The organism is Streptomyces sp. NPDC000229, assembly GCF_040300825.1.
Lineage (GTDB): Bacteria > Actinomycetota > Actinomycetes > Streptomycetales > Streptomycetaceae > Streptomyces.
Map to the genome: position 1 here is coordinate 1 of NZ_JBEPEL010000061.1, position 19,085 is coordinate 19,085.

Consider the following 19,085-nt stretch of genomic DNA (forward strand, 5'->3'; position numbering starts at 1 on the left):
GCTGGGTGACGGTCCGGTCGTCGAAGCCGTGCGGGAAATCATTGACGATCAGCAGTTCGCCAGGCCGAGCTCGGGCAGGAGTGTCAGCGCCATCTGTTTGGATACGGCGTCGAGTCTGTGGGAAGTGCGGGGCGAGCCACGTCACTTCGTGCACTCCAAGGTCATGGCGTGGGCGGGCTTGGACCGCGCGGTGCGCGCCGTGCTGCACCACGACCGATGGGGTCCGGTGGACCGCTGGGAGCAACTGCGCGACCGCATTCACGCGGAAATCTGCGAGCAGGGTTATGACGCCGAACGCAACACCTTCACCCAGTTCTACGGCTCCCAGGGTGTGGACGCGGCGTTGTTGCTGCTGCCCCGTGTCGGCTTCCTGCCCTGGCAGGACCCGCGCGTGCGCGGCACGGTCGAGACCGTGGCGCGCGAACTGGGTGAGGACGGCTTCCTCGTGCGCTACCGGCCGGAAGCGGACGGCGGAGTGGACGGCCTGCCGGGCACCGAGGGCACCTTCCTGGTCTGCACGTTCTGGCTCGCCGATGCCCTGCACGGTGTCGGGCGCCATCGTGAGGCCCTCGACCTGTTCGAGCGGCTGCTGAGCCTGCGCAACGATGTCGGTCTGCTCAGCGAGGAATACGACCCTCTCACCGGCCGACACCTGGGCAACACACCCCAGGCCTTCAGCATGGTCGGCCTGGTCAACAGCGCCCTGTGGCTGAGCGGCACCGCGGACATCACCTCGGTCGACGGCCACCACGAGCACGCCGTCGCCGACTCCCTGAGTGATCCCTTCACCGCCACGCGCAGCCGCACCCGCCCCTGACGCACACCTCGCATTCCCCCGCACTCGCGGTTTCCCTCTCGCGGAAGGACGTCCATGAACGACCACGATCTGTCCGGCACCGAATACGACGCGTTGATCATCGGCAGTGGCCCGGTGGGCTGCACCTTCGCCCGCAAGCTGGTGGAAGCCGGCAAACACGTGCTGATGATCGACGCCGGCGCGCAACTGTCCCGCCGCTACGGCGAGCACCTGAAGAACAGCTACCTGTTCCAGAAGAACATCGACTTGTTCGTCTCCGTCATCAAGGGCCACCTGCTGCCCCTTTCCACAGCGACGAACAAGGAACCGGAACTCACCCTCGACCCGTCGGCCTTCTCCTACGACCCGGACAAGTACGCCGGGTTCTCGATGCGCAACCAGAACCCCGAACAGAAGAAGCACACCAACCTGCCCGCGGCCGCCGCGACGTACGCCGTGGGCGGCATGGCCACACACTGGACGTGCGCCGTGCCCCGCTTCCACCCCCGGGTGGAGCGCCGCAACGGGGATGAGGAATACCCCATCGACGACAAGAAGATGGACGGCCTCTACGACGAGGCCGAGGAACTGCTGGGCCGGCGCACCGATGTCTTCGCGTCCTCAGCCCGGCATCTGCTGGTCAAGCAGGTACTGCGGCAGGCGGGACAGGAGTTCACCGATGTGGCCGAGCTGCCCCTCGCCGTCAGCGACCGCGCCGACTCGGAGCGCACCTCGGCGGTGACCTGGTCGGCGGCCGACACCGTCCTCGGTGACCTGGCCGAACCGGGACATCGGCCTGCTGCCGGTTCGTTCACTCTGCTGCCGGAGCACCAGTGCGTGCGCCTGGAGATCACGGGCGCGGGCCGCCGCCAGAAGGTGGAGTACGCGGTCGTACGCAATCTGCGCGACGTCCGTGAGGAACTGCACTTGCGAGCCCGAACCTACGTGGTGGCCTGCGGCGCCGTGCCGACTCCGCAGCTGCTGTTCAACTCGGGCGTCACCCTGCCGGCGCTGGGCCGCTACATGACCGAACAGCCCATGTCCTTCTGCCAAGTCGTACTGCAGCAGGAGCACATGGACAGCATCGAGTCCGTGTTGCGTGCCACCTCCGGCACCGACGACGATCAGGCCGCCCTCCTCGCCGCGGACCGCGTCGCCACCTACCGTGCTGCCCAGCTCAAGCGGCTGCACTCCGGCGACAAGACCGCCGACCCCGTGCCCGTCCCGCCGAGCGAGCGCGACCCCAACCTGGCCTTGCTGGTGACGGACGAACGTCCCTGGCACTGCCAGATCCACCGGGACGCCTTCACCTACGGCGCCGTGCCGCCCAACATCGACCCCCGCCTGATCGTGGACCTGCGCTGGTTCGGCATCTCCCGCCCGCGCCCGGAGAACAGGGTGACCTTCTCCCGCAGGATCCGCGACACCTTCGACTTGCCCCAACCCACCTTCCACTTCCGCCTCGACCAGAACGAGCGGAAGGAGTCCGACCGCATGAACGAGCACATGCTGCGCACCGCCGCCGCGCTCGGAGGTTTCATGCCCGGCTCGGAACCGGTGTTCCTCACGCCGGGCCTGCCCCTGCACATCGCGGGCACCACTCGTATGGGCACCAGCGAGCTGGACAGCGTCGTCGACGAGTACTCCAAGGTCTGGAACATCGACAACCTTTACCTGGGTGGCAACGGTCTGCACCCCTTCGGCAACGCCAGCAATCCGACGCTGACCAGCGTCGCCATGGCCGTCCACGCGGCCAACACCATCCTCAGCGGTCACCCCGGGCACTGACCCCGCCGGCCGTCCGCGACCCCCGACCCCGACCCCGACCCCGACCCCGACCCCCAGGACTGTCCCATGAGCCGACCCGCGACCGCCCGCCGTCCCGAAGGCATCCACCTCGGCATCACGCCCACTTGCTGGACCAACGACGACTTCCCCCTGATCGGCCACGACATCCCGATGGAACAGTGCCTCAGCGAGATCGCGCTGGCCGGATTCGAGGGGTGCAGCATCGGCCACAACTTCACCACGGACGTCGACGCCCTGACCGCCGCGATGCACCTGCGCGGCCTCAGCGTCAGCGAGCCCTGGGTGAGCACCTTCTTCACCGTGCCCGACGGCGCCGAACGTACCGCTGGCGATCTGTTGAAGGTGCTGGAGTTCCTCAAGGACTTCAACGCAGGAGACCCGCCGGTGAAGACCACCACCATCGGTGTCGCCGAGTTCGGCCGGTCGGTCCACCTCCAGTCACTCAGTCTGCGCAGCAACAAACCGGAGTTCACCGAGGAACAGTGGGACGACCTGTGCCGCGGCCTGAACCAGATCGGCAAGATCGCCGCCGGGCAGGGCTTCACGCTCGCCTACCACCCCCACATGGGCACCGGCGTCCAGAGCGAACCGGACGTCGACCGCCTGATGGCGGGCACAGACCCGCGTCACGTCAGCCTCCTGCTGGACACCGGCCATCTCACCTGGGCCGGAGCCGACGTGCTGGGCATCATCGAACGCCACCGCGAGCGCATCGCCCACGTGCACCTGAAGAACATCCGCGGCAGCGTCCGCGCGGACCGCACCCTCGCCGCCGGCAGCTTCCGCGAGTACGTCGAAGCGGGCATCTTCACCGTCCCCGGCGACAGCGACGGCGACGTCGACTTCGACACCGTCCTCAAGGCCCTGCGCCCCGGCGACAGTTACCGGGGCTGGCTGGTGGTCGAAGCGGAGCAGGACCCGTACGGCGGTCACCCGCCCCTGCACCACGCCCAAACGGCGCGCGAATACCTCGCCCGCACCCTGGGCTGACCCTCCACACGCCACCCGTACATTCCGGAAGGTGCTCCCATGACCGCAAGCACACCCCTCAACCTGCGCACCCCCCGATTCACCCGCGAGGTCGTCGCCGACCGACTCAACGACGGCTACTGGGTCGAGGCCCCCGACATCGACGGTGACACCCGCCCCGACCTTTTCGGCTACGGCCTGTCCCTCGGCGAGATCTACTGGTACAAGAACCCCGACTGGGAGCGGAAGCTGGTAGCCGACAACTTCCACATGCCCATCGGCGCGCACTGCGCCGACATCTCCGGCAACGGTCACCCGGACATCGTGGTCTGCTACGAGCTCTACGGCCCCGGCGGGCGCATCGACGACCCGAACACTGAGGGCGGCAAGATCGACTGGATCGAGAACACCGGCAAGACGGACGACGACGCCCGCTGGGAACGCCACTACATCGGCCGAGAGACCGGCATGCACCGGCTGCGCGTCGGTCACTTCACCCAGACCCGCAAACCCGAGGTGATGGGCGTGCCCTGCGTCGGTCCCCGGCATGTGCACGGCCTCATCCCGGTCGTCCTGTTCAGCCCCAACAACGACGTCCGCCAACCGTGGGACAAGCGCGTCGTCGACGACACGCACTTCCGCATGATCCACGGCGCGGAGAAGCGGCAGAATCCACTCCCCGGCTCCGAGCACCTGGACTCCATCCTCCTCGCATCCGAGGAGGGCATCACCTGGCTCCACTACGACGAGCAGGAAGGCCGCTTCACCACCACCCACATCGGCGACGGTGAGCACTCCCAGTTCGAGCAGACCGGCTTCAAGGGCAGCGGAGACGTCAACGCCGGCCGCATCGGCGACGACCCGCACGCCTACGTGGCCGCCACCGAGCCGTTCCACGGCAACACCGTCGCCGTCTACGTCAAGGACGAGCCCGGCACTCCCGTCCACGAGGCCACCTGGCGCCGCATCGTCCTGGACATCTTCGGCGACCCCAACGAACTCGGCGAAGGACCCGGTCACCAGATCGTCTGTGCCGACTTCGACAACGACGGCGACGACGAATTCCTCGTCGCCCTGCGCGGCCCGCACCCCTGGCAGGGGGTCTTCTACTACAAAGCGATCGACATCCGGGCGGGCATCTTCGCCAAGTGGCGCGTCTCGTCCGACTCGACCGCCCGTATCGCCGTCGGCGACTTCAACGGCGATGGCCGGCTCGACTTCGCCACCATCGCCTACAAAGTCGACAAGTACTTCGTCGCCAAAGACGCGAAGCTGTCCGTCTTCCACAACGAGACCGACGTCGACGCTTAGCGCGTGACGAGGGCGGGCTTTTCCGCGGCTGCTGCCCTCGACGAACGAACTCAGCCACGCCAGGACCAAGGAGGATCGGGTGACAGTGCCCGACGACCACTCCACCCAGCGGGAACCGCTCCGGCCGGCAGGTTCCGCGGCCGGAGCGACAACTACCGCATGGCGCAGTCGCCTCACCACCCGCCGCGCCGTCCTCCTTGCCGCACTCGCTGCCCTCGTCGTCCTGGCTGCCGTCCTGGTGCCGCGGATGCTGCACACCCCCGCTGAGCCGGTGTACGTCGCGCTGGTCACCAGCCGCACCGGCCCCGGCGCGCCCCGGGCACCCGAGGTGGCACTGGCCGTGCAGTTCCACGTCGAGGACGTCAACCACGCCGGTGGCATTCACGGCCACCCGGTCCGGGTGCTCTCCTACGATGACGGGGCAAACCCAAACACCGCACGGCGCACGGCCGAACGCATCGTCCGAGACGACCGGGTGACCCTGGTGATCGGCCACACCTCCAGCCCCACGGCGACGGCCGCCGCGACCGTCTACGCCGCCGCGGGCATCCCCTTCATCACCCCCACCGCCACGGCGGACGGCATCACCGCCGACCCATGGTGCTTCCGCACCACATACACCAACTCCTCCCAAGGCGCCTTCCTCGCCGCCTACGCCCGCCACGTGCTCTCCGCACGCACCGCCACCGTCCTGTACGCCGACAGCGCCTACGGCACGACGCTGGCGGATGGTTTCCGCAGGGCCTTCACCGACACCGCAGGACGCGTCGAGCACACGATCGCCTTCGACGAGCGGCCCGGTCCGCACCGGACCCGGCAGCTGCAGCAGGCCCTCGACGCCGTGCACGCGGACACAGCGAAGGGGCCCGTCCTGCTGGCTCTGCCCGAACAGTCGGCGCTGGCCGTCCTGGAACACCTGCGTTCCCACGGCGTGGACAACACTGTCGTCGCGGGCGACGACCTCTCGCAGGACCGGTTCGGTGCGGCCCTGACCGGATCCGCCCAGGAGAAGGCCCGGCCGGGCTCGATGACCGGCCGCTTCTACGCCGCATCACCCCAGCTCACCGACAGCCTCACCGGCGCTGGACTGGCCTGGGCGGCTGCTTACCGCGACCGTTACGACGACTTGCCGTCCTGGCGGGCCATGTCCGCGCAGACCGCCACCGACATGGCGGTCCATGCCCTGCGTCAGGCCCGGGCACCGCACGGCCATGTCACCCCCCGCGCCCGAACGGCCGTCCGCGACGCCCTGGCCGCCATGAACGACCGGGAGCACGCGATACCCGGCGTCTACGGAGACCAGGTCCACTTCGACGCGACCCGTTCTCTGTACCGGCCGGTCAGCATCGGCATGGTCAAGAACGGTCACATCGTCTCCGCCCCCGTCCAGCTGACCGAGTACACCCCCGAGGAGAGCACTGACGCCGCCGCCGACCTGGCCGCCGGCCGCGCCGTCTCCTTCCAGGGGCGTGTGCTTGCCCGTCAGCAGATCGTCTACACCGGCATCAACTTCAACCGGATCAGCGCCCTCAACACCCGGGCGGGCACCTTCAAGGCCGACTTCTTCCTGTGGCTGCGCTACTCCGGCAGCGACGACGCGGCCAACGTCGAATTCCTCAATGCGGCCGACAGCAAGACCGGTCCGGGCCCCCCGGTCCGCCGCTCCGAGGACGCCGGCATCAAGTACCGACTCCACCAGGTCAACGCGACGTTCACCAGCACCCTGGACTTCCACCGCTTTCCCTTCGACGAGCAGCACCTCAGGATCGTCATGCAGAACCGGGACCACCCCTCCTCCCGCGTCGTCTACGTCATCGACCAGCCGATGCTCAGCCAGCACAACGCCGAAGCCCTCAGGAGCGGAAAGGACGTCGGCACCTCCATCGACGGTCTGCCCAACTGGGACCTCCGCGACCCGAGAACGTACAAGGCCGCGGTCGGCAGTACCGCGCGGCTGGGCGACCCCGACCTCGGCCGCGTCGGAGAAGGCATTCACTACGCCCAGTACGTCGCCGACGTCACCGTGCACCGCAACGTCGGCCCCTTCCTGATCAGGAACCTGCTGCCGCTGCTGCTCAGCGTGGCCGTCACCTACGCCACCCTGTTCTTCCCCCGCGACCCCCGCTACACCAGCACCCGCGTCTCCCTGGAGGTGACCGCCATGCTCAGCTCCGCCGTGTTGCTGACGAGCGTCACCGACTCCCTACCCGACATCGGCTACTCGGTGGCCATCGAATGGGCCTACTACGCCTTCATGTTCCTCGTCGGCACATGCGTCTTCATCTCCCTTGCCGGCGCCTGGCTGGTGGAACACAACAACGTCCGCGCCTGGAACCGGCTCGCGTACCTGTCACGTGTCTACTACCCCGTGTTCTGCCTCGGCGTTTTCCTCGCCTACGTCATTCATTTCGGCTGACGATCGCCATGGCGGTGACACGGTGAAAGCACTGAGCCACGAACGCGCGACGAGCCGCCTGCAGCGGGCCTCCCGACTGACCGATCCTCTCGCCCTGCTCACCGGCGTCCTCTTCACCGTGGTCCTCCTGCTGGCCCGGCGCCACCCGCACGGCCTGGACTTCGCGCGGCCCAGTCCCTGGCTCTGCCTGACCACCGCTCTCGGCCTGGTCCTGCTCCTGCTGGCCGGTCTGTCCGTCATCCGCCGTCTGGCCCGGCGCCGACTGTGGCTGGCCAGCACCTGGGTCAGCGTGGTCCTGCTCGCCGGTACCGGGCTGGTCTGGTACGGAACGGTCGCCGACACCTCTGACGCCCTCACCCGCGGATCCCGCGTGGCCGACGACCGCCAGTCCGACGCCTACCTGAGCCGCCACCCGCCGGCCCCGCGTGTTCCGACCGGGGTCTTCATTCAGGCCCTGCGTTTCACCGGCGCCTACGACGTCGAAGTCAGCGGTTACGTCTGGCAGCGCTACGGAAAGTCCCTCCCCAACGATCTCGAGCGCGGCATCGTCTTCCCCGAGGCGGACGAGTCCTACGAACCCGAAAAGGTGTACGAAATCCACCGCGACGGCGAGCAGGTGATCGGCTGGTATTTTCACGTCACGCTGCGGCAGGTCTTCGACTACCGCACCTACCCGCTCGACGAACAGAACGTCTGGCTCCGCATGTGGCACCCCGACTTCGCGCAACGCGTCGTCCTGGTCCCCGACTGGGCGGGCTATCCGCCGTGGCGCCCGCACGCGGCCTACGGTCTGGACAGCGGTTTCGTTCCGGGCAATTGGGCTGTCAAGGCCACCGCCTTCAGCTACGACGTCCCGCCCTACTCGGCGAGCTTCGGACAGGAGCGGCGCTTTCGGACCCAGACCTATCCCGAGCTCTACTTCAACATGCACATGGCTCGCGAGTTCGTCTCACCCCTCTTCGGCCGCATCATCCCTCTCACGTTCATCGCGGTGCTGGTTTTTGCCTCGCTGTTCGTCACGACCAAGAACACGACACGATTCCCGCTGTCGGGATTCGACGGACTGACCGTCGTGGAATTCGCCGCTGCAATCCTGCTGGTGCTGACCGTCGACCACAACACCGCCCGCTCGGAAACCGGATCACACGGCATCGCCTATGTCGACTACCTGTACTTCTGCCTGTACTTCATGATCATCGCAGTGGTGTGGAACTCCTTGCTTCTTTCTCGCGGCCCTCGCATCGGCGTAGTGGAATGGCGGGACAACCTGGCCCCCAAACTGCTCTACTGGCCAGTTCTAGCCCTGGTGGTCTTCGCTGTCACAGCCACCACATTTCTCCTCTGAACTCACCGCTGCCGTCGTCAGTGGCGGCGCCGCCGAGCCTCGGCCGGCGGTATGAGTTCATGACGACCTACTACGACACCATGATCTACCACCGGATCTTTATTGGCAGACCCTGGTTTTGTTGTCGAATCACATCCACGCCGCGATGCGTCCCGCCGCCATCAGACGCTGAGGTACTGAGGCGATCTGCTCCTTCCCGAGCCGGGCAGGGTCGGGACCCTCCACAAGCCGTGTGACCCCGCGGGCGAACAACTCCTCCGGCATGCCCCTCAACCGGCCGTCGGCCCGATAAGTGAGGACCAGCAGTTCCAAGGTCAGCGGCCCTCCGGCCGGCACAGCGGCGCCAGCCGTCTCGGCCGCCGCCACCAGCTCTTCCCCTGGCACACCGGCGGATCGACGCCATCGGCCAGCGGGACAGCAACAACTTCGGGCTCCTGACCGCACCGACCAACGCCGGGAACTCGTCCGACACCCGACCTGACAACCTTTCAGCAAAGTCAGCATTGGGTTTACTGAAGCTGCCTACACACGACCACACCTTGGACTGCCAGTCACTGCTGGTAGAGGCCCCGAACGGGCTCGAGTCCGTAATTCCGCTTCACGCCGCCCCGGGCAATGTCACTCCCCCCGAGGAGACGTCTGGTCGCAGCACGGCAGTTCAGGTCAGCGCACCCTACCTCGCGGTTTCAGCGCCACCGGCGGGAGTTCCGGCGCCGGCAGCCGGCCCCCGTCGTAGCCGTGCACTTCGCCGAAGCGGGTGCCCTTCATCCAGTCCTCCCGCGCCTGCTCGATCTCCTCGTGGGAGCGGCCCACGAAGTTCCACCACATGACGATCTCCTCCTCGAAGGGCTCGCCGCCCAGGAGCATCAGCCCCGCGTCGGATTCGGCGCGCAGGGGGAGGGAGGAGCGGCCGCAGCCGAGGTAGAGCATCGAGCCGGGGAGGACCGGGACGTCGTCGACGTGGGCCTCGCCGGACATGGAGAGGACCGCGTACTCGAAGTCGGGGTCGAGCGGCAGATGCGTTTCCGTGCCGCGGGTCAGGGCGAGGTCGGCGCCGATCAGGGGGCTGTAGGTGGTGCCGGGTGAGAGCGCGCCGTCGAGCTCGCCGAGGATGACCGTGGCCGTCAGGCCGGGCGCCGTGACGCGCGGGAGGTCGGCGTGGTGCTGGAAGTGGGGGTCGACGTGGCGGTGGGCGTCGGGCAGGGCCACCCACAGCTGGGCGCCGTGCAGGAGGCGGGCGTGCGGGCGGGGGCTCTCCTCGGAGTGGGAGATGGCCCGGCCGGAGGTCATCAGCCCCAGTTCGCGGGGGCGTACCGTCTGGAGGCTGCCGGTGCTGTCGCGGTGCAGGACCTCGCCCTCGTGGAGCCAGCTGACGGTCTGGAGGCCCATGTGCGGGTGGGGCGGCACCTGCATGCCGGGTTCGTCGGCGATGTCGTCGGGTCCGTAGTGGTCCACGAAGGCCCAGGCGCCGACCATGCGGCGGCCGAGGTTGGGCAGCAGGCGGCGTACCTCGGTGGACTCACCGAGCTGGACGCGGCGGGGGCTGAGGAGCTCTCGCACCGGCTCCGCGACGACGAATCCCCGGCCGCCGCAGACGGAGAGCGCGGCCTGACGATCAAGGTTGCTCATACCGCCCAACCTAGTGGCGGGAGCACTGTCGGGGTGAGAGTTTGTCAGGCTCGGCCTCTGCTCCGTCACACCACCCGTATGCCGGGGCAACAAGCGGAGCAAAGCGGGCATATGACGTGCCATATGGAAACTCACATGCCCGAGCTCCGTGCCGCCGCCCGGCTCATGGGGCGTCGTCACTTCCTCACCGTGGCCGCCGCCGCGGCCGCCCTGGCGTTCACCACGCACCTGCCGGCCGCCGGTGCGGCGAGCCCTTCCGTGCTGGAAGCCCGGAAGATCAGCAAGTACCCCTTCACCCTGGGCGTCGCCTCCGGTGACCCGCAGCCGGATTCCGTCCTGTTGTGGACGCGGCTCGCGCCCAGTCCGTACGAGCCGGACGGCGGGCTGCCCGCGCAGCGGGTGGAGGTGCAGTGGGAGGTGGCGTACGACGAGCGGTTCTTCGCCGTCATCAAGAGCGGGACCGCCACCGCCCACCCGGAGTACGCCCACAGTGTCCATGTGGAGGTGCCGGGGCTCGACGAGGACCGCTTCTATTACTACCGCTTCCGCGCGGGCGCCTGGATCAGCCCGGTGGGCCGTGCCCGTACCGCCCCTTCGCCCGACTCCTACTGGGTGCCCTCTCTGAACTTCGCCGCGGTCGCCTGCGCCGCCTACTTCGACGGCTACTACACGGCGTACAAGCACCTGGCCGCCGAGGATCTGGACATGGTGGTGCACCTGGGCGACTACATCTACGAGTACGGGGTCGACTCGGCCGGTGGCCACCGCGGCTACACCGACCGGCAGCTGCCCGCCCATTTCAACCGCGAGACCGTCACCCTTCAGGACTACCGGCTGCGTTACGCGCTCTACAAGCACGACGCCGACCTTCAGGCCGCCCACGCCGCGCACCCGTTCGTCGTCACCTGGGACGACCACGAGACGGAGAACAACTACGCGGGGGCGATCCCGGAGAACGGCGTGCCGCCCGAGGAGTTCCTGCTGCGGCGCGCCGCCGCGTACCGCGCGTACTGGGAGAACCAGCCACTGCGTCCGCCGCAGCAGCCGGTGGGTGCCGACATGCGGCTGTACCGGCGGCTGCGGTTCGGGCCGCTCGCCCAGTTCGACATCCTCGACACCCGCCAGTACCGCTCCAACCAGGCCTACGGCGACGGCTGGCAGGCACCGGGGCCCGAGTCGGAGGACCCCTCGCGCACCATGACCGGCGCGGCGCAGGAACGCTGGCTGCTCGACGGGTGGAAGGCCTCGGACGCCGTGTGGAACGTCGTACCCCAGCAGGTCACCTTCGCCCAGCGGCGCAGCGCCCCCACGGCGGACTACAAGCTCTCCATGGACGCCTGGGACGGCTACGCCGCCTCCCGCAAGCGCGTCCTGGACGGTGCGGTCGCCGCGGGGATCGACAACCTGATGGTCCTGTCCGGTGACGCCCACGTCGGCTACGCCTTCGACCTGAAGGCCGACTTCGACAACCCCGCCTCGCGCGTCGTCGGCACCGAGATCTCCACGACGTCCGTCACCAGCGGCAGGGACGGTGCCCAGAAGCCCGGAAACTGGAACATGCTCACCCAGGCCAATCCCCACCTGAAGTTCTACGACGGGCGGCGGGGCTACACCGTCATCCGGCTCGGGCAGACCGGCGCCGACATCGCCTTCAAGACCGTCTCCACCGTCACCAGGCCGGGCGGCACCTTGAGTACGGCCGCGTCCTTCTCCACCGGCACGGGCACGCCCGGCCTCCACCCCGCCTGACGGTGGCCGGCGGCGCGCGGTTCACCCGTTCGGCGCCACCCGCGGGCACGCCGGGCACACCCGGCATTGCATGGGGACATGGGCGACCTCACCTCTCCGATACGTCGGCGGCAGCGTCCGCCCCGCGTGGCTCTGGGCCTCGTCCTGGCGATGGTCCCGCTCTCCCTGACCGGATGCTCCGCCGACGCCCCGACGCCCAGGGAGAGGGCGCGGGCGGCCGTCGACGCGCTGTGCGAGGACCTGGGGGCGTTGCGGATGGACGCGGGCAGGCTGGCCGATCTCAGCCCCAGGTCGAGAGGGCGCGACGAACTCAGGGACCTGCGGGAGGACGTCGCACACGATCTCGACCTCGTGGCGCAGAGCGCGCGGGGCGTGCGCAAGGCGCGGGCGCGTGCGGTCTCGGACGCGTACGACCGGGTGAGCAGGGCCATCGACGACCTGCCCGGCGGCACCACGGGCGCCCAGGCCGCCCAGCGGATCAGGCCTCACCTGGAGGCGCTGGACCGTGCCATCGCCGCCTCGCAGGCGTCCGTGAAGTGCTGAGCCTGGACGGTGCCCCTCACCCCCGGTAGCCCTCCAGGAGCCGCAGCCACACCTCGCTGATCGTGGGGTACGCGGGGACCGCGTGCCACAGGCGGGCGATCGGGACCTCGGCGGTGACCGCGATGGTGGCCGAGTGGAGCAGTTCGCCCACCGCCGGGCCGACGAGGGTGACGCCGAGGAGGATCTCGCGTTCCAGGTCGACGACCATCCGGGCGCGGCCGCGGTAGCCGTCCGCGTAGAGGCCGGACCCGGCCACCGCGGCCAGGTCCTGGTCGACCGCCCGTACGCGGTGGCCCGCCGCTTCCGCTTCGGCGAGGGTGAGGCCGACGGAAGCGGCTTCGGGGTCGCAGAAGACGACCTGGGGCACGGCGGCGTGGTCGGCGGTCGCGGCGTGCGCGCCCCAGGCGCCGGTGTCCAGCGGGGCCCCGCCGTCGGCGCGGACGCCGATGGCGGCACCGGCGATGCGGGCCTGGTACTTGCCCTGGTGGGTGAGGAGGGCCCGGTGGTTGACGTCGCCGACCGCGTACAGCCAGTCGGTGCCGTCGACCAGGCAGGTGTCGTCGACCGACAGCCAGGAGCCCGGTTCGAGGCCGACGGTCTCCAGCCCGAGATCGTCGGTGCGCGGCGCGCGGCCGGTGGCGAAGAGGACCTCGTCGGCCTCGACGCGCCGGCCGTCGTCCAGGACCACCGTGACCGGTCCGGTGGGGTGCGGGCGCTCGACGGCGGTGACGGAGACGCCGGTACGGATGTCCGCGCCCGCCTCGGCAAGGGCGTCCGCCACGTGCTCGCCGACGAACGGCTCCATCCGCGGGAGGAGGCCCCGCCCGCGTACCAGCACGGTGACGTGTGAGCCCAGCGCCTGCCAGGCGGTGGCCATCTCGGTGCCGACCACTCCCCCGCCCACGACGACGAGCCGGCCGGGCACGGACTTGGCGCTGGTCGCCTCGCGGCTGGTCCAGGGCCGGGCGTCGGCGAGACCGGGCAGGTCGGGCAGGACGGCCCGGCTGCCGGTGCACACGGCGACGGCGTGCCGGGCGGTGAGGACCTGCCGCTCGCCGTCGGGGCCCTCGACGGTGACCCTCTTGCTGCCGTCCAGCCTGCCGTGGCCGCGGTGGAGGCGGGCGCCGATCGAGTCGAGCCAGCCGGCCTGGCCGTCGTCCTTCCAATGCGACACGTACGCGTCGCGGTGGGCGAGCACCGCGGGGGCGTCCAGGGCGCCCTGCATGGCCCCGCGGAGACCGGGGACCCTGCGGGCGTCGGCGCGGGCGATCGCCGGGCGCAGCAGCGCCTTGCTGGGCATGCAGGCCCAGTAGGAGCATTCGCCGCCGACCAGTTCGCTCTCGACCACCGCGACGCTCAGCCCCGCGGCGGCGGCCCGGTCGGCCAGGTTCTCCCCGACGGGACCGGCACCCACCACCACGACGTCGTACTCCACCGTTTCGGCCATGGGGTCAGTCTGGTGGTACGTGTGGGCCATGGCCACATGGGCAATCGGAATAGCGCGGCCCGGGGCACTGTTGTCCGGGGCCCGGGGCGATCCCCACGTATACCGGAAGAGGTAGGCAGCATGAGCACCGTAGAGCTCACCAAGGACAACTTCGATCAGGTCGTGACGGACAACGATTTCATCCTGATCGACTTCTGGGCTGCCTGGTGCGGACCGTGCCGTCAGTTCGCCCCGGTCTTCGAAAGCGCGTCCGAGCGCCACACCGACCTGGTATTCGCCAAGGTCGACACGGAGGCGCAGCCGGAGCTGGCCGCGGCGTTCGAGATCCGGTCGATCCCCACGCTGATGATCGTCCGCGACAACGTCGCCGTGTTCGCCCAGCCCGGGGCGCTGCCCGAGCCGGCCCTGGAGGACCTGATCGGGCAGGCGCGCAAGCTGGACATGGACGAGGTGCGCAAGTCCATCGAGAAGGGGAAGACCCAGGCCTGAGAAGGCCTCCGGCCAGGGGGCGGTGACGCCGCGCCCAGGGCGGTGACGCCCGCGCGGTCAGCGCCCCGTACCGCCCGTGCGGTCAGCGCCCCGTCCCCGCTACTCATCGTTCCAGTACGAGCGCCAAGCCCTGGCCCACCCCGATGCACAGCGCCGCGAGGCCCGTCCCGGAGCCCGCGGCCGCCAGCTGGTGGGCCACGGAACCGGCCAGGCGGGCGCCCGAGGCGCCCAGCGGGTGGCCGATGGCGATGGCGCCGCCACGCGGGTTGACCACCGCGGGGTCCAGCTCGGGCCACTCGGCGAGGCAACCCAGCGACTGGGCGGCGAACGCCTCGTTCAGTTCGAACGTGGTGAGGTCGGCGAAGGTGCGCCCCGCCTTGGCGAGGGCACGCTGGACCGCCTCGACCGGTCCCAGGCCGAACAGCTGCGGCTCGATTCCGGTGACGGCCGACGCGCGGACACGGGCGAGCGGCTCCCGGCCGCAGGCCTTGAGGCCCTCCTCGTCGACCAGCAGCAGCGCGGCGGCGCCGTCATTGAGCGGCGAGGCGTTGCCGGCCGTCACGGTCCCGGTCCCACCGGTGCGGAAGGACGGCTTCAGCTTGGCCAGCGCCTCCATGGAGGTGTCGTCACGGACGCACTCGTCGCGGGTGAGGTCCACTCCCCCGTACGGCACGACCTCGCCGTCGTACAGCCCCTCCGCCCAGGCCGCGGCGGCCTTCTGGTGGCTCGTCAGGGCGAAGGCGTCCTGCTGCTCGCGGGTGATGGCGTGCTTGTCGGCGATCAGTTCGGCGCCCTCACCGAGCGGGACGGTCCATTCGGCGGGCATCTTCGGGTTGGTCATACGCCAGCCGAGCGTGGTCGAGTGGAGCTGCTGGTGGCCGGCCGGGAAGGCGCGCTCGGGCTTCTGCAGCACCCACGGCGCCCGCGACATCGACTCCACGCCGCCCGCCAGGACGACCGAGGCGTCCCCGACGGCGATGGCGCGGGCGGCCTGGATGACGGCCTCCAGGCCGGAGCCGCACAGGCGGTTGACGGTGACACCGGGCACGGAGACGGGCAGGCCCGCGAGCAGGACGGCCATACGGGCCACGTCCCGGTTGTCCTCCCCGGCCCCGTTGGCGTCACCGAAGTAGACGTCGTCGAGGCGCGCGGGGTCGAGGGCGGGCGTGCGGTCCATGAGCGCCCTGACGACATGAGCGGCCAGGTCGTCCGGCCGTACGGAGGAGAGGGCACCCCCGAACTTGCCGATCGGCGTACGGACGGCGTCGACGATGTAGACGTCGCGGATGCTCATCGGGTGCTCTCCCACGTGACCTCAGACCGCTTGTTCGCCAGGTGAAGTAATCTTCATCTCCGGCCTCGCCCGAGTGTCCGCCCGTCGCCCGCCGACTGTCAACGGACCCGCGGTCAGCGGATACGCGCCGACAGCCCGTAGTCCAGCTCCGCGCCGTCGACCAGCAGGGCCTCCACCGTGCGGGTCTCGGGGTCGATGTCGGCCTCCATGCCCTCGCCCACGTAGCGGGGATAGCCCGAGGCACCCGTCTCACCCGTGGCCTCCACGACGGCCGAGCGGATCGCGCTCTCCGCGAGGTGCGCCGCGTCGCGCCCCTCCACGTGCTCGGGCACCACCAGGATCTCGAAGCGCTGCGGATGTGTGCTCATGCAGGCGACGCTAGAGACGTTCCGCCCGCCACGCACCTCAGGTGGATTCGCGGTGGACCGCGCGGGCGGCCATCAGGTCCTGCCCGGCCGGCGTCCACTCCGGATCGGCGACCGCACGGTCGACCAACTCGGCCAGGTGCTGGCCGGTCTCCATGTCGATCTGCACCGTGCTCAGCCGCGGCCGCAGCAGTTTGCCGAGCAGCAGGTCGTCCGCGCCCATGACCGCCGTGTCGCCCGGCACGGACACGCCCGCGTCCAGCAGGGCGCGCATCAGCAGCATGGCGTACTCGTCGTTGTACGCGAAGACGGCGTCCAGGCCCAGGGCGGGCCAGCGGGCGGCGAGGGCCTCGGCCGACTCCTCCGTGTAGGCCAGCGGCAGCGGTACCACCTCCGCGCCGGTACCGGCCGCGGCACGGCGCACACCTTCCAGGCGGGGCTCGGAGAACAGCTCCAGACCGGCCTCCTCCGGGATCACGACGCCGATGCGCCGATAGCCGCGCTCCAGCAGGTGGGCACCCGCGCAGCCACCCACGCGGCGCTGGTCCATGGCCAGACTGTGGGCGCCCTCGACCGGCCGCGGCCCGAGGGTGATCACGGCCCTGGCACCGGACCTCTTGAGGACGTCCACGCCGTGCGGGGTGAGCTCGACCGTGCCGAACGACACGACGGCGACGGGACGCAGCTCCGCCCAGGCGCGGGCCGCCTCGTCCCCGTCCAGGCCCATGCTGCCGTACTGGACGACCGTGTAGTCCAGACGGCGCAGCGCCCGCTGCAGTTCGTTGAGGAAGTGGCCGTACAGCGGACCGACCGGGACGTGCGCGGTGGGCAGGAGCACGATCCGGGTACGGCCGGCGCGCAGGCTGCGGGCGGCGGCGTGCGGTACGTAGCCCAGTTCCTCGGCGGCCTCGCGCACACGGCGGCGGGTCGGTTCGCTGATCCGTACGGCCGAGGTGTTGTTGAGCACGTACGAGACGGTGGCCCTGGAGACTCCGGCCAGCCGCGCGACATCGGCGCTGGTCGGAACCGGGCGGGGGACCGGGGATCCGGCGGGCGGCGGAGGAGGTGTCTGGGTCATCGCTCTCGGCATCTTTCCAGACCGGCCCCGGCCCGGGGCTGGCGGATGGCGGGAACGGGGTGCTACACAGTCCCCCAGCGACCGCTGACACGTGCCACCGCCGCCAGGGGCCCGCTCCCGGCAGGGCGGCGTGGCTCTTGCCCGGCCGGTCCGGAACACCCGGTCCGGGAACCACCGGTCCGGAAGACCGGGACCCGAAAGGGTCTCCTGCCACCCTGACCACCCCTGTCCGGAAGGCATCGACGTGCGTCTGCACACCACGACGTGGGGCGAGGGCGACCGTCTCGCCCTGCTCATCCACGGGATCATGGCCGACCACCGCACCTGGCGGCGGGTCGGGCCGGCCCTCGCGGAGCGGGGTTACCGCGTCCTCGCGGTCGACCTGCGCGGCCACGGAGCCAGTGGGCGGGCCCGGACGTACACGGCACAGGACTTCGCCGACGACGTGGTGGCCACCCTGCCGACGGGCGCCGACCTCGCCCTCGGGCACTCGCTCGGCGGGCTGACGCTGTCGCTGGCCGTCGAGCGCCTCGCGCCGCGCCGGGCGGTCTACTCGGACCCCGCCTGGCATCTCCCGGCGGGCGAGGACGGGTTCCGGGGCGAGCTGTTCGCCCAGGCCAAGGCGGCGACGCGGGAGCAGGTCACGGCGATGAACCCGCGCTGGGACGCGGTGGACGTCGACATCGAGCTGGAGACCCTGAAGGTGTGGGACGAGGCGACGGCGTACGGGCTGGAGCCCGTCGCCGGGACGGACCTGCTGCCGCCCGCGCCGGTCGTCCCGTCGCTGGTGACGCTCGCCGACCCGAGCCGGCTGGTGTCGCCGGAACGGGCCGCGCTGCTCAGGGAACGGGGCTTCGAGGTCCGTACGGTCAGGGGGACGGGCCACACCATCCACCGCGACGACTTCGACGCCTTCATGGCGGCGCTGGAGGGGTGGGTCTGAGCGGCCCCGGTCAGGGGGCGGTGACCGCCGCGAACGTGTCGCGGAACGCGCCCAGGGTCGTCGCCCCGCGCGTCCGGTCCAGGACCGCGAAGACGACCTCGTCGAAGTGCCGGGCGAAGCGGCCCTCCCCGGTCAGCAGGTCCCGGAACGCGGCAGCCACCTGCCGGGGGTCGTTGCGGAAGACCCCGCAGCCCCAGGCGCCCAGCACGAGGCGCCGGTAGCCGCACGCCGCCGCGGTCTCCAGCACTCTTTCGGCACGGGAGGCGAGGGCGGCCGGAATGCGGTCCGCGTCCTCGGGCGTGCGGCCGGCGATCACCCCGGCGTTGGGTGCGGGGGACGTGAGAAATCCCACGCGGTAGGGGGAGTTGAGCAGGCGCCCGCGATCGTCGCGGAAGACCGGGACACCCGGAGAATGGATGACCCGGTCGGTGTAGAAGGGGCTGCGTTCGGCGCGGTGGTGGTCGTAGAACTCCGGGACCCGCAGCAGTGTGGCGTACAGCGCCGAGGCGCGGCACAGGGCTTCCTCCTGCGCCTGCGCGCCGTTGAGGTAGCCGCCGCCGGGGTTGCGGGCGGAGGAGAAGTTGAGGACGGCGACGGGCGCCGGCGCCGCGTCGGTGAGCCTTTTCGCCGCTTCCAGGCTGGACTCGCCCGTGACCTCGAACCGGGTGGTCCGGTCGGTGTCCGGGGTCACCGGGACGGGCCCGGGACCGTACATCGCGGTTCCTTCGAGGGAGGCGGTGACCTGGGGTCCTATGGTGACCGGCCGGCCGTCGGGGGCCTGGTACCGCCCCACGGCGACGATCTCTTCGGTGTCTTTCGCGATCCCTCGCAGACGTGCACTCATACCCGGCATGGTCGATAATCATTCAAGCATCAGGCAACCGGATTTCCGCCCCTGAGGG

The 19,085-nt window shown here is 70.2% G+C and carries 16 protein-coding genes; 10 read left to right on the forward strand and 6 right to left on the reverse strand.

All coding sequences use genetic code 11. The features are described from left to right. The 6 genes from ABT360_RS25295 to ABT360_RS25320 form a co-directional block, all read left to right on the forward strand. A partial coding sequence (locus tag ABT360_RS25295) for a glycoside hydrolase family 15 protein (RefSeq protein ID WP_351820777.1) occupies positions 1-817 on the forward strand: 817 nt, incomplete at its 5' end. 54 nt (positions 818-871) lie between these two features. Then, the gene (locus tag ABT360_RS25300) at positions 872-2,584 is read left to right on the forward strand and encodes a pyranose oxidase (protein ID WP_351820779.1); all 1,713 of its coding nucleotides are present in this window, start codon (positions 872-874) and stop codon (positions 2,582-2,584) included. Between the two features lie 66 nt (positions 2,585-2,650). Next, positions 2,651-3,595, forward strand: coding sequence for a myo-inosose-2 dehydratase (iolE, locus tag ABT360_RS25305; protein WP_351820782.1), 945 nt, complete (start codon positions 2,651-2,653; stop codon positions 3,593-3,595). Between the two features lie 39 nt (positions 3,596-3,634). Then, positions 3,635-4,885 carry an FG-GAP repeat domain-containing protein gene (locus ABT360_RS25310; RefSeq protein WP_351820785.1) on the forward strand — a complete coding sequence of 417 codons (1,251 nt, stop codon included), beginning with the start codon at positions 3,635-3,637 and terminating at the stop codon, positions 4,883-4,885. Between the two features lie 79 nt (positions 4,886-4,964). Next, positions 4,965-7,301 (forward strand): ABC transporter substrate-binding protein, encoded by a 2,337-nt coding sequence (locus ABT360_RS25315; RefSeq protein WP_351820789.1) that lies wholly within the window; start codon positions 4,965-4,967, stop codon positions 7,299-7,301. 22 nt (positions 7,302-7,323) lie between these two features. Beyond that, a complete protein-coding gene (locus tag ABT360_RS25320) occupies positions 7,324-8,646 on the forward strand; it encodes a hypothetical protein (protein WP_351820792.1) in 1,323 nt (440 codons plus the stop codon). Positions 8,647-9,309: 663 nt separating this feature from the next. On the opposite strand, the gene ABT360_RS25325 is transcribed toward ABT360_RS25320, so the two are convergent. Continuing rightward, positions 9,310-10,275, reverse strand: coding sequence for a pirin family protein (locus tag ABT360_RS25325; protein WP_351820794.1), 966 nt, complete (start codon positions 10,273-10,275; stop codon positions 9,310-9,312). A gap of 135 nt (positions 10,276-10,410) precedes the next feature. Here ABT360_RS25325 and ABT360_RS25330 point away from each other — a divergent pair, with 135 nt between their 5' ends. After that, a complete protein-coding gene (locus ABT360_RS25330) occupies positions 10,411-12,024 on the forward strand; it encodes an alkaline phosphatase D family protein (RefSeq protein WP_351820797.1) in 1,614 nt (537 codons plus the stop codon). A 126-nt stretch (positions 12,025-12,150) separates the two neighbouring features. Next, positions 12,151-12,567: a hypothetical protein gene (locus tag ABT360_RS25335; protein ID WP_351820800.1), complete on the forward strand. Its 417-nt coding sequence runs from the start codon at positions 12,151-12,153 to the stop codon at positions 12,565-12,567. A gap of 16 nt (positions 12,568-12,583) precedes the next feature. Here the strand turns inward: ABT360_RS25335 and ABT360_RS25340 are convergent, their stop codons facing one another. Next, on the reverse strand, positions 12,584-14,014 hold the full coding sequence (locus tag ABT360_RS25340) for a dihydrolipoyl dehydrogenase family protein (protein ID WP_351820802.1): 1,431 nt from the start codon (positions 14,012-14,014) through the stop codon (positions 12,584-12,586). A 120-nt stretch (positions 14,015-14,134) separates the two neighbouring features. On the opposite strand from ABT360_RS25340, the gene trxA reads away from it, so the two are divergent. After that, positions 14,135-14,503 (forward strand): thioredoxin, encoded by a 369-nt coding sequence (gene trxA, locus ABT360_RS25345; protein ID WP_351820805.1) that lies wholly within the window; start codon positions 14,135-14,137, stop codon positions 14,501-14,503. Between the two features lie 103 nt (positions 14,504-14,606). Here the strand turns inward: trxA and ABT360_RS25350 are convergent, their stop codons facing one another. The 3 genes from ABT360_RS25350 to ABT360_RS25360 all read right to left on the reverse strand — a co-directional run bounded on the left by ABT360_RS25350 (position 14,607) and on the right by ABT360_RS25360 (position 17,240). After that, positions 14,607-15,797, reverse strand: a complete 1,191-nt coding sequence (locus tag ABT360_RS25350) for a thiolase family protein (protein ID WP_351820808.1) — start codon at positions 15,795-15,797, stop codon at positions 14,607-14,609. 113 nt (positions 15,798-15,910) lie between these two features. Further along, on the reverse strand, positions 15,911-16,165 hold the full coding sequence (locus ABT360_RS25355) for a hypothetical protein (protein ID WP_351820810.1): 255 nt from the start codon (positions 16,163-16,165) through the stop codon (positions 15,911-15,913). 37 nt (positions 16,166-16,202) lie between these two features. After that, entirely contained in the window at positions 16,203-17,240 is a 1,038-nt protein-coding gene (locus ABT360_RS25360) for a LacI family DNA-binding transcriptional regulator (RefSeq protein ID WP_351820813.1), read from the reverse strand. Positions 17,241-17,484: 244 nt separating this feature from the next. On the opposite strand from ABT360_RS25360, the gene ABT360_RS25365 reads away from it, so the two are divergent. Further along, the gene (locus ABT360_RS25365) at positions 17,485-18,183 is read left to right on the forward strand and encodes an alpha/beta fold hydrolase (protein ID WP_351820816.1); all 699 of its coding nucleotides are present in this window, start codon (positions 17,485-17,487) and stop codon (positions 18,181-18,183) included. A gap of 10 nt (positions 18,184-18,193) precedes the next feature. Here ABT360_RS25365 and ABT360_RS25370 read toward each other — a convergent pair whose 3' ends face one another. Next, a complete protein-coding gene (locus ABT360_RS25370; protein WP_351820818.1) occupies positions 18,194-19,027 on the reverse strand; it encodes a TIGR02452 family protein in 834 nt (277 codons plus the stop codon). Positions 19,028-19,085: the final 58 nt, after the last annotated feature.

Coding starts and splice junctions, on each gene's coding strand:
- iolE (WP_351820782.1), top strand. CDS start 2,651: ATGAGCCGACCCGCGACCGCCCGCCGTCCCGAAGGCATCCACCTCGGC.
- ABT360_RS25360 (WP_351820813.1), bottom strand. CDS start 17,240: ATGACCCAGACACCTCCTCCGCCGCCCGCCGGATCCCCGGTCCCCCGC.
- ABT360_RS25325 (WP_351820794.1), bottom strand. CDS start 10,275: ATGAGCAACCTTGATCGTCAGGCCGCGCTCTCCGTCTGCGGCGGCCGG.
- ABT360_RS25350 (WP_351820808.1), bottom strand. CDS start 15,797: ATGAGCATCCGCGACGTCTACATCGTCGACGCCGTCCGTACGCCGATC.
- ABT360_RS25300 (WP_351820779.1), top strand. CDS start 872: ATGAACGACCACGATCTGTCCGGCACCGAATACGACGCGTTGATCATC.
- ABT360_RS25330 (WP_351820797.1), top strand. CDS start 10,411: ATGCCCGAGCTCCGTGCCGCCGCCCGGCTCATGGGGCGTCGTCACTTC.
- trxA (WP_351820805.1), top strand. CDS start 14,135: ATGAGCACCGTAGAGCTCACCAAGGACAACTTCGATCAGGTCGTGACG.
- ABT360_RS25355 (WP_351820810.1), bottom strand. CDS start 16,165: ATGAGCACACATCCGCAGCGCTTCGAGATCCTGGTGGTGCCCGAGCAC.
- ABT360_RS25310 (WP_351820785.1), top strand. CDS start 3,635: ATGACCGCAAGCACACCCCTCAACCTGCGCACCCCCCGATTCACCCGC.
- ABT360_RS25370 (WP_351820818.1), bottom strand. CDS start 19,027: ATGAGTGCACGTCTGCGAGGGATCGCGAAAGACACCGAAGAGATCGTC.
- ABT360_RS25340 (WP_351820802.1), bottom strand. CDS start 14,014: ATGGCCGAAACGGTGGAGTACGACGTCGTGGTGGTGGGTGCCGGTCCC.